Genomic DNA, 10,000 nt, shown 5'->3' with positions numbered 1-10,000 from the left:
AGCGAACCAATACAGACTCAGGCATGTCAAGTGGCATAACGCCGGTTGCTGCAGCGAACGCAACCAAACCCGAACCAGCAGGGAAAGAGATACCTAGAGGGAAGCGGGTATGTGAGTCACCGCCAGTACCTACTGTGTCTGGAAGTAGCATACGGTTCAACCAAGAGTGGATGATACCGTCACCAGGGCGTAGAGAAACACCGCCACGGTTCATGATGAAGTCAGGAAGTGTGTGGTGAGTGACGACGTCAACGGGTTTTGGGTAAGCTGCAGTATGGCAGAAAGACTGCATAACTAAATCCGCAGAGAAGCCAAGGCACGCAAGATCTTTAAGCTCATCGCGAGTCATAGGACCAGTTGTATCTTGAGAACCTACTGTGCTCATCTCTGGCTCACAATACATACCTGGACGAATCCCTGCTACTCCACAAGCTTTTCCAACCATTTTTTGAGCTAAAGTATACCCCTTACCATTATCAGCTGGTTGCTCAGGTGCTAAAAACAGATCAGATGCACTCATACCTAAAACTGAACGTGCTTTAGAAGTTAAACCACGACCAATAATTAATGGGATACGTCCACCTGCACGAACTTCATCAGTGATTGTATTTGGACGAAGAGCAAAAGTAGCTATACACTCACCATTTTTATGAGCTTCACCTTTATATGGATATATTTCAATTACATCGCCTGTATCCATATTTGATACATCCATCTCTAATGGAAGTGCACCTGAGTCTTCACAAGTTGCAAAGAAAATTGGAGCAATGATTCCACCAATTACAACACCACCAGTTCTTTTGTTTGGAACACCAGCGATATCTTCACCCATGTGCCATTGAACAGAGTTAACACCAGATTTTCTTGAACTACCAGTACCAACTACATCACCAACATAAGCAACAATATTCCCTTTTTCTTTTAACTCTTTGATAGTTTCAAGTGGGTTATCCATTTTTGCAGTAAGCATAGAGTTTGCATGAAGTGGAATATCTGAACGTGTAAATGCTTCAGAAGCTGGTGAAAGATCATCTGTATTGGTCTCACCTGGAACTTTAAATACAGTTACAGTAATTTTTTCTTCTAAAGCAGGTTTTTCACTAAACCACTGTGCATTTGCCCAAGAAGTCATCACTTCAGTAGCAGCTGCATTTCCAGCTTTGTGTAACTCTTCGACATCATTAAATGCATCGTATACAAGTAACGTATGAGAAAGTGCTTCAACAGCAGCTTTTACAACAGCTTCATTTGTTGAACTTAGTGCATTTACGATAGGTTTAACATTATAACCACCAAGCATTGTCCCTAACATTGTAACAGCTGTTTCTGGAGTGATTGCAGCTACTTTATGCTCTTGCATCGCTACTTCATTTAAAAAAGCAGCTTTAACATAAGCAGCATCGTCAACACCTGGAGAAACACGATTTGCAAGAAGATCTAACATCTCTTCAACGTATTCACCAGTTTTGATAAATTCAATAACTTCTTCTGTTTGTTTAACAGTAAGTGGTAGTGGAGGAACGCCTAACGCTTTTCTCTCTGCTACGTGAGCAGCATATTCTTCTCTAAATCCCATTTTGATTTCCTGTTTTGCTTAAAATTTTGAATATTATATCGAAGAAAAAAAACAGAAAGGAGCTAGTGTTACTTAATTACACATAAAAATATTTTTATGTTTACTTTTTGTAACACACTAAAGAATCTCTCGTATCCCCTTTGCATTTGGAGCAGATAAAACACCCTCTTGTTCAAGTTGTTCTATCACTCTTGCAGAACGATTGTAACCTATTTGAAGTTTCCGTTGTAAATAGGAGATAGATGTTTTTCTATCATTTAATACTACACTTTTTGCCTCTTCATAGAGTGGATCGAGTTCTTCAAACACTTCATTTCGTTCACTTGACTCAGATGTGTCTTCTACTAAAAAGCTTTTATCATAATTAGGATCACGCTGTGCTTTTATAAACTCCACAATCTTATCTATCTCTGCTTCAGTACTCCATGGTGCATGTAAACGAACTAATCCTGTAGCTCCTGGAGGGGTAAAGAGCATATCGCCACGTCCAAGTAATGATTCTGCACCCATTTGATCTAAAATAATTTTAGAGTCAACTTTTTGCCCTACTCTATAAGAGATTCGTGATGGTAAATTTGCTTTAATAAGACCAGTTACAACATCAACAGATGGCCTTTGTGTTGCAACAACTAAGTGAATACCAGAAGCTCTTGCCATCTGTGCAAGACGAGCAATTGAGTGTTCTACATCTTTTCCACTTGTCATCATAAGATCAGCTAACTCATCAATAATTACTACAATATAAGGGAAGGGTTCATATTTCTCTTTTTTTGCTTTTTCATTGTAATTTTCGATGTTTTTTGTACGAGTATCTGCCATTGCAGCATAACGACGCTCCATCTCTGCAACCATGTTATTAAGTGCTGCAATTGCTTGTTTTGGCTTTGTAATTACAGGCGTAAGTAAATGTGGAATGTCATTATAAATAGAAAACTCCAACATTTTTGGATCAATCATAAGCAGTCTTAATTGATCTGGAGAGTTTTTGTAAAGCAATGAGAGAATCATTGCATTGATACCAACACTTTTACCACTTCCTGTTGTCCCTGCTATAAGTAAATGAGGGAGTTTTTTAAGATCTGTTACAAAAGGTTTACCTACTATATCTTTTCCCAAAGCAATAGTAAGTGGTGATGAAGAGTTTTGAAACAGTTTATCATCTAAAAGCTCACGTAGATAGATAGTCTCAACTGTATCATTTGGTATCTCAATTCCCACTACATCTTTTCCAGGGATTGGTGCTTGAATACGTATAGTTTCAGCTGAGAGTGCCATAGCTAAGTCATCTTGAAGGTTTAAAATCTTACTTACTTTAACATTTGCAGCTGGTTTAAACTCAAATGTAGATACAACAGGTCCAGCGTATGTACGAACAACATCACCATCTATTTTAAAATGTGCTAATTTATCTATAAGGTATTTAATTTTCCCATCAAGTTCACTCTCATCAATAGATTTCGATGTTTTTGTAGGTTTTTGCAGAAAATCTAACAATGGAAGTTTGAAATTTTTAGGTTTTTCAGTTTTACCAATCTCAATATCTTCTAAAAGTTTTTTATTTTCCTCTAGTTCATCTACAATAAGAGTATTTTTATGCTCTTTAACCTCTTTTGCTAGATCAAGAATATTGTGTTTATTACTTGTTTTACGTAAAAAAGCAGGTTTATCGATCTCTTCGTTAATCTCTTCATAAACAGGTGTTTTTTCAAGAGGCTCTATCTCTTTTTCAACAATATCCTCATCTATATCATCACTAAAAAAATCATCTATGCTATTTTCTTGTTTAATATCTATAACAATTTTTTTCACATCATTTGAAGTCTCTAGCTCATCTAAGTTTTGAACATCTGAAAAAACAGGAGTTTTAATAGGCTGCGTAATATGTGAAATAAGTTCTAAAACATCTTTTTCAAAAACAATTACAATAGCAACCAATGTAATAACAAACCAAAAAACCCACAAACCAAAAATACCAATGTATGGAGATAAAAAATCTACAAAATCACCACCAAATTTTCCTCGAAGTTCATCCGTAACGATAAGAGCTTGTGCTAAAAGTGAAGAGAAAAGGATTAAAAAAGAAGCTATGCTTAACTCTGCTGTTCTTGTGTCAAAAGTTATGTTTTTATAAAGTTTATAGAGTGGGAAAAGTAAAATGAATAGATATACATAAGAGATGTATCCGAAATAAAGATGATTAAAAGATGCAAAACTTACACCAAAACTTCCCATCAATGAAGTAGTACCTAGGATTGTTGCAAATCCTAGATAGATAAATACGCCAAAAACAAATATAAAAAAAGTATCTCTCAAATCAATTAACCTTCTAAAAAATATAACTAAATTTTAAAAGAAGTATAGCTAAAAATGTTCCAATTATAAATAATTGACTAAACTCAGCTGTGAAACTTTTCCTACTGTAGAAAGCATTGCTTGGTAATTTACTGTTAATTGTTGTAATGTTAAAGATGCTTCTGCCATATCTGTATCTACTACCGAAGATCGTAACGACTGCGTTGCTATATCTAAAGTTTCTACTCTTTCAAGCGATTGTTGAAGTGTGTTTGATTGAGCCCCTACTTTAGCGTGCATACTTGAGATATGATCTTGAAGATCGTCAATTCTTGCAATCGCACTTTGCATCCCTATTGCTCTTTGTGAGCCTGTTGATGCATCTGGAAAATTTTTATACTCTTCTACAGCTGTAATCATCTCATCAAGAGATTTGAAAAAGTCATTTTTAGGATCACGTACTGTTAAAGTATTATTTGAATTAAAAGTTGCAACTGAAGCATCAGCAGAAAAATCTCCACTATTTGCATCATAAAGTGCTATAGTTGCTTGTGTGGTGCCACTTGTTAAATCTTTAAAAGCAATTTTTCCATCATAAGTTATATAAGTATCTCCACGAAGTCTTGAACTTTCTATCGCTGTATCATAATCAGTATCTGCTGCACCTGCTGGAAAGTTATTTGTTACAGCCATATTTACTACATCAAGAAGTTGTTGATAAGTCATCTCATCAGCATCTACAGCTGAGCGACCTGCTGTGTCCATATTAAAAATATCATAAGTAGTTGCTGTGTTATTGTCTGTAAACGTTGAACCCGCACTATCTAAATTGATTGTAACATCATATGAAGTTACACCATCTATAGCTGTACCAGTAAGACGAAGTTGTGTACCATCAAGTGTATCTGCAGTTCCTTGTGAAAGATCAAAAACTTCAGAAAGTTTCGTTGTAGTATCAGCAATAGTATTATCAGCCCTTACAATTTGTGCTACATTTGATGTTATATCTGAACCACTTATACTAAACTGTGTTCTATCATATACTAATCCCTCAATATTAGTTGCTGCACCACTTGCTGATGTAAACCCAGATTTACTAAACTCTTTTACAAATAGATCAGGATTTACTGCTGTTGATGTCGCACCAATAATAGCATCAAAATCTGTTTCTCCATCATCAAGAGAATCTATACTTGTAACATCAGCTGCAGTTCCGCCTGAAAAATCTACAGCACCAACTAAGTTAAAGTCTAATTTTGATGAACCTTTTAACTTATCTTGAATCACAATCTCACCAGAACTATTTAAAGACACATTGACAACATCTTGAGAGCCTGTATTGCCAAACTGTTTGCCAATTTCATCTAAAAGATCACTTACCGTATCTGTATCTGAGTATGAGACTTTTGCATTAAAATTTGTTCCATCACTTTTTGTTCCGCGTAAATAGAAATAATATGTATTTGCAGGTGTAGATGTATTATCTATATCTCCCATAAATTGTCTCATAGTACTTGAAGTTGACAAGTTTTCAGCATCCGATGTATCTGCTTGTAGAGCTGCATAATCTTTTAAAAGATTTTGATTAGCTACATTTGTAACGATTTCACGACGAACTGAAGTATTTTCACCCAAAAATAGATCAGCACCCGATAGATTAAACTGTTGTTTGTTATTTGATCCAATAAGAGAACTTAAAACTCCATCATTCCCTTGATAAACACCATTCTCATCAATCGGCATTACATCAACTGCTGAACCTGAAAAAAGATATTTTCCATCAATAGAAGTATTTGCTAAACCTCTTAAATTGCTTTCAATCCCTCTTAGTTCACTCGCTATTGCATCTCTTGATGTTTCATCGTTAGTATCATTTGAAGCTTGGAGTAGCAATGTTCTAAAACGATTTATAAGGTCATTAAACCCATTCATAACTGTATCTGTTTGATCTGAGACTTTAAAACCATTTTCAGCACTTGATTTAATCTGAGAGAGTGTTGTTATCTCATTATCCAAACGCATTGTTCGTGAAAATATAGAAACATCCTCACCAGCGTATTGTATTTTTAGTCCTGAAGCTATCTGTTTGTTGACATCAAAAAGTTCTTTATTTAAACTTGAATTGTTTTTACTATAAATACTGTTGTAGTACATACTTGATGTTACACGCATAACAGACCTCCAAAAAAATATTCATATATTATCACTAACTTAGCAATTTAAGTTCCATACTACACCCATATCGGCAAAATATTATTTACTTTTAAGTAACATATGATTATTATTTCACAGATTTAGCCAGCGTGGTGGAATGGTAGACACGACGGATTCAAAATCCGTTATCTTCGGATGTGGGGGTTCAAGTCCCCCCGCTGGTACCACTTTTGAAAATTGCAGTAATTTATTGATGTGTATTTACAAATGCACTATAAAGCTCTTCAAAACCTACTTCACTTGAGTGTTCAACAGATTTCATAGTCTCTATAGCTTTGTTATAATCATGATTTTTCCACTGCTCTATAGCATCTTTAATCGAGTTATGAACATTAGCATGATGTGCTGTTACACTACTAATCACTTTTGGTGAATTTTTAATTTGTTCTTTATTTTCATTAAACCATTTACCAAATACACAGCTGTGTTCATCACCGATAGTTGGATTTTCATTGTTTATAAAGGCATTATAACCCAATAGTTTGAGTAAAATATGATCCATTTTACCATTACCGATACCAACTTCATTTGTAATACTAGAAGTTATTTCAGTAATTCTATGTGAGTTTTTAATGACAAATTCTAACTCTTCAAAAAAGGCTGCCAAAGTCTCTGTCATTTTTCCTGTATTATCCCTAAAAAGTTCAGAGATATCTTGAATCTCTGAAGTGTTTTGTTTTAACTGAGAGATGCTGATTTCAACCTCTTGAGTTGCTTTTTGTGTACGCTCAGCTAGTTTTCTAACTTCATCAGCAACAACAGCAAATCCACGACCATGTTCACCTGCACGCGCAGCCTCAATCGCAGCATTAAGTGCAAGTAAGTTTGTTTGATCTGAGATATCTTTAATAAGATTAATAATCTCACCAATTGATGCAACACTGTTATTAAGTGACGAGGCACCATTATCTAAATTTACTGCTTCTTGAGCAATTTGGTCAATCGATTCATTGATAGAATTACCCTCTTTTTGAACAGTTTCTATTCTATGACTTGTTCGTCCATTTAAATCACCCGCTTCATCTAACGAATCAACAGTTGATTGTAAAATATTCTTTACAAATCCTACACCACTACCATATGATAGAAGTAGCATTTGGATAATTTCATCACGTGCAACTGCCTCATTTGAAACACTTTGAGCACTACTCCCTTGCTCTTTTTCTAAGAGAAGTACTTTCAACTCTTCAATCTCATCTTGCAACTTGGCATTTTCACTCTCAAGTTGTTTTATTTTTGCGTTTTCCATATCGCAGTTACTAAAGAATCCCACGGTGTACCTCCCTTCATTTGCTTTGTACACATGTATCATATAGCATTAATTATTAATTTAATCTTTAGCTTTTTTCACGGAAATTAGGGCTAAATTAGATTAAGTTATATTTGAATTTTATTGTTATAAAAATGGTAGAATGATAAAAAATTTTACAAGAGAACTATGTATATAAAAATCTTTACTATCGTCCTATTATTAGTTTCAAGCCTTTATAGTGCAAGTTTGCAAAGAAATTATTATATAGAAGATGACACCATTAAGCTCTCCCATATTGTAGGAAGTTTAGAAAATGATGTTGCATTATTTAAACTTTCACAAACAAAACATATAAAAAGAATTAAAGCTGATGAACTTCTCAAAATTTTAAAAAAATATGGTTACAAAGATTTTTCATCACCCTATCCTTATATCCAATTTAATAAAATCAGCCCTATTGATACTTCAAAAATACACAACTTTTTAGAAAAATACTACACAGAAAAATACAAAACTATAGATATCAAAAAAATAACTCTGGAACCACGCTCTTATATGGAAAATATGCCAAAAAACTATACTATTGATATTCGCTCACACGAGCATCTAAGTCGTAATGGCGTTGTTGCAATAAAAACTCAGCAAAACAAAATGATTTTTTTTAACTATATAATTCAAGCATCAATCACAGTACTTACGCTAAAAAATGATTTATCACGAAATAGTGAGCTCTCAAAAATAAACACTTTAAAAAATAGTATAATTCTAGATAAATTTAATGCTATGCCTCTTCAAGAAATTGAAGATGCTACTTGGGAATTAAAACACTCGATGAAAAAAGGTGAGATTATTACTGATCGAGATGTTACACCTCTTGAAGTGATAAAAAGAGATGCAAATGTAAATGTAATGTTGCAAAATGGCTCAATCCTTATCACTTTTAGTGCTAAAGCTTTACAAAGTGGATGTATGGGTGATACTATTTTTGTTGAAAATAACAAAGGTAAAAAAATTAGAGTAATAGTTATAGGTAAAAACAGGGCAAAAATAAAATGAAAATAGTAGTTGCAACAAGTGGAGCAAGTGGAGTAAATTTAGGTTTAAAAACTTTAAAACTGCTTCCAGAAAATATAGAAAAACATTTTATTATGAGTGAAAACTCTAAAACTGTTTTGGATAAAGAGCAAGGTATTACATATCATGATGATGTAGATATCTCAGCAAGTGTAGCCTCTGGTTCTTTTGGAGTTGATGCAATGATTATAGCACCATGCAGTATGAATACTTTAGCAAAAATTGCTTGTGGCATTAGTGATAATCTTGTCACAAGATGTGCAGCAGTTATGATAAAAGAACAAAAAAAACTGATTTTAGCACCACGAGAAATCCCTTTTTCAGCCATAGCACTTGAAAATATGCATAAACTCTCGAGTTTAGGAATCATCATCGCTCCACCTGTAATGGCGTATTATTCGAAGCAACAAACTTTAGAAGAGATGGAAGATTTTGTAATTGGGAAATGGTTCGATCTTCTAGGTATTGAAAATAATTTATATAAAAGATGGGAATAGTAATTTATGAATAAAATAGCACTTTACCCTGGGACTTTTGATCCTATTACCAAAGGGCATTACGATATTATTGAACGTGCTAAAAATCTCTTTGATGAAGTGATTGTAGCAGTCGCTACATCTATAGATAAAAAGCCAATGTTTACACTTGATGAACGTATAGAGATGGCAAAGGCTGCCACAAAACATATGGATGGTGTGAGTGTTGTAGGTTTTGACACTTTAACGGTAGAGTTGGCAAATGCACACAATGCAAAAGTGCTTATTCGTGGTCTTAGAGCGGTAAGTGATTTTGAATATGAGCTCCAACTTGGATACTTAAATAATTCGCTTGACGATACAATAGAAACAGTCTATTTAATGCCAAAACTAAATCATGCATTTATATCATCATCAATTGTTCGAAACTTACTAAAATTTAATGGTAAAACAGACCATCTACTGCCACCAGAGGTACAAAAAATCATTAGAGGTATGGATTCATGTACATTGCAATAGAGGGGATTGATACTGCAGGAAAAAGTACACAAATTGCTGCTCTAGCACAAAAATATCCTGAGGCTATCATCACAAAAGAACCAGGTGCAACTGAGCTTGGACGTGAAATCCGCGAACTTGTACTTTCAGCTCGTGCAAAAAGTAAAAAAGCGGAGTTTTTACTCTTCTTAGCTGATCGAGCAGAACATCTCAAAGAGGTAATTGAGCCAAATATAGACACAAAAATGATTATCTCTGATCGAAGTGCTATTAGTGGTGTCGCGTACGCACTTATTCATGGTGAAATTGCCCAAAATGAGCTAGTGTCACTTAACAATTTCGCAACAAACAATACATACCCTCAAAAAGTTTTTTTATTACAACTCACAAAAGAGGAACTTGAATTTAGACTTTCGCAAAAAGAGTTGGATGGGATTGAGCTTCGTGGCAGTGAGTATCTTTTAAACATTCAAGATGCAATTATTCAAGCAGCTAAACTTTTAAAAATAGAACTTGTTATTATCGATGCTACACAGCCTATAGAGACTATAACAAAGAAAATACTAAATAATATCAATTAGAGCATAACTAAATATAAAGATAAAAATGGTATCCTTT

At 34.3% G+C, this 10,000-nt stretch carries 8 protein-coding genes, 1 tRNA gene and 1 pseudogene; 5 read left to right on the top strand and 5 right to left on the bottom strand.

Going from position 1 to position 10,000, the window contains the following annotated elements:
* From ACQY56_RS08950 to flgL, 3 genes are all read right to left on the bottom strand, one after another.
* Positions 1 to 1,576: bifunctional aconitate hydratase 2/2-methylisocitrate dehydratase (locus ACQY56_RS08950; protein WP_428743750.1), on the bottom strand; the 1,576-nt coding region annotated here is incomplete at its 3' end.
* Between the two features lie 117 nt (positions 1,577 to 1,693).
* Positions 1,694 to 3,889, bottom strand: a complete 2,196-nt coding sequence (locus ACQY56_RS08945; protein WP_428737884.1) for a DNA translocase FtsK 4TM domain-containing protein — start codon at positions 3,887 to 3,889, stop codon at positions 1,694 to 1,696.
* 63 nt (positions 3,890 to 3,952) lie between these two features.
* Positions 3,953 to 6,040, bottom strand: coding sequence for a flagellar hook-associated protein FlgL (gene flgL / locus ACQY56_RS08940; protein ID WP_428737885.1), 2,088 nt, complete (start codon positions 6,038 to 6,040; stop codon positions 3,953 to 3,955).
* 125 nt (positions 6,041 to 6,165) lie between these two features.
* On the opposite strand from flgL, the gene ACQY56_RS08935 reads away from it, so the two are divergent.
* A tRNA-Leu gene (locus ACQY56_RS08935) sits at positions 6,166 to 6,249 on the top strand.
* A gap of 20 nt (positions 6,250 to 6,269) precedes the next feature.
* Here ACQY56_RS08935 and ACQY56_RS08930 read toward each other — a convergent pair.
* Complete coding sequence (locus ACQY56_RS08930) at positions 6,270 to 6,584, bottom strand: CZB domain-containing protein (RefSeq protein WP_428737918.1); 315 nt, start codon at positions 6,582 to 6,584, stop codon at positions 6,270 to 6,272.
* A gap of 87 nt (positions 6,585 to 6,671) precedes the next feature.
* Positions 6,672 to 6,932: pseudogene (locus ACQY56_RS08925) on the bottom strand (methyl-accepting chemotaxis protein); the annotation flags it as partial.
* A gap of 648 nt (positions 6,933 to 7,580) precedes the next feature.
* On the opposite strand from ACQY56_RS08925, the gene flgA reads away from it, so the two are divergent.
* From flgA to tmk, 4 genes are read left to right on the top strand one after another with little or no spacing between them, the layout of a single operon-like run.
* A complete protein-coding gene (gene flgA, locus ACQY56_RS08920; RefSeq protein WP_428737886.1) occupies positions 7,581 to 8,390 on the top strand; it encodes a flagellar basal body P-ring formation chaperone FlgA in 810 nt (269 codons plus the stop codon).
* Complete coding sequence (locus ACQY56_RS08915) at positions 8,387 to 8,905, top strand: UbiX family flavin prenyltransferase (protein WP_428737887.1); 519 nt, start codon at positions 8,387 to 8,389, stop codon at positions 8,903 to 8,905. Before flgA ends, ACQY56_RS08915 begins: the two co-directional genes overlap by 4 nt.
* A 6-nt stretch (positions 8,906 to 8,911) precedes the next feature.
* Positions 8,912 to 9,403, top strand: a complete 492-nt coding sequence (coaD, locus tag ACQY56_RS08910; RefSeq protein ID WP_428737888.1) for a pantetheine-phosphate adenylyltransferase — start codon at positions 8,912 to 8,914, stop codon at positions 9,401 to 9,403.
* Complete coding sequence (tmk, locus tag ACQY56_RS08905) at positions 9,388 to 9,963, top strand: dTMP kinase (RefSeq protein ID WP_428737889.1); 576 nt, start codon at positions 9,388 to 9,390, stop codon at positions 9,961 to 9,963. The genes coaD and tmk overlap by 16 nt, the downstream gene beginning before the upstream one ends.
* The last annotated feature ends 37 nt before the right edge of the window (positions 9,964 to 10,000 follow it).

The organism is Sulfurimonas sp. (assembly GCF_050296975.1).
GTDB lineage: Bacteria > Campylobacterota > Campylobacteria > Campylobacterales > Sulfurimonadaceae > Sulfurimonas.
The sequence above is the reverse complement of the archived record's forward strand: the minus strand, read 5'-3'. Positions and strand labels throughout refer to the sequence as shown.

Bases quoted from the DNA above. Each gene is read 5' to 3' on its own strand.
- flgL (WP_428737885.1), bottom strand. From the start codon at position 6,040: ATGCGTGTAACATCAAGTATGTACTACAACAGTATTTATAGTAAAAAC.
- ACQY56_RS08930 (WP_428737918.1), bottom strand. From the start codon at position 6,584: ATGGATCATATTTTACTCAAACTATTGGGTTATAATGCCTTTATAAAC.
- ACQY56_RS08915 (WP_428737887.1), top strand. From the start codon at position 8,387: ATGAAAATAGTAGTTGCAACAAGTGGAGCAAGTGGAGTAAATTTAGGT.
- coaD (WP_428737888.1), top strand. From the start codon at position 8,912: ATGAATAAAATAGCACTTTACCCTGGGACTTTTGATCCTATTACCAAA.
- tmk (WP_428737889.1), top strand. From the start codon at position 9,388: ATGTACATTGCAATAGAGGGGATTGATACTGCAGGAAAAAGTACACAA.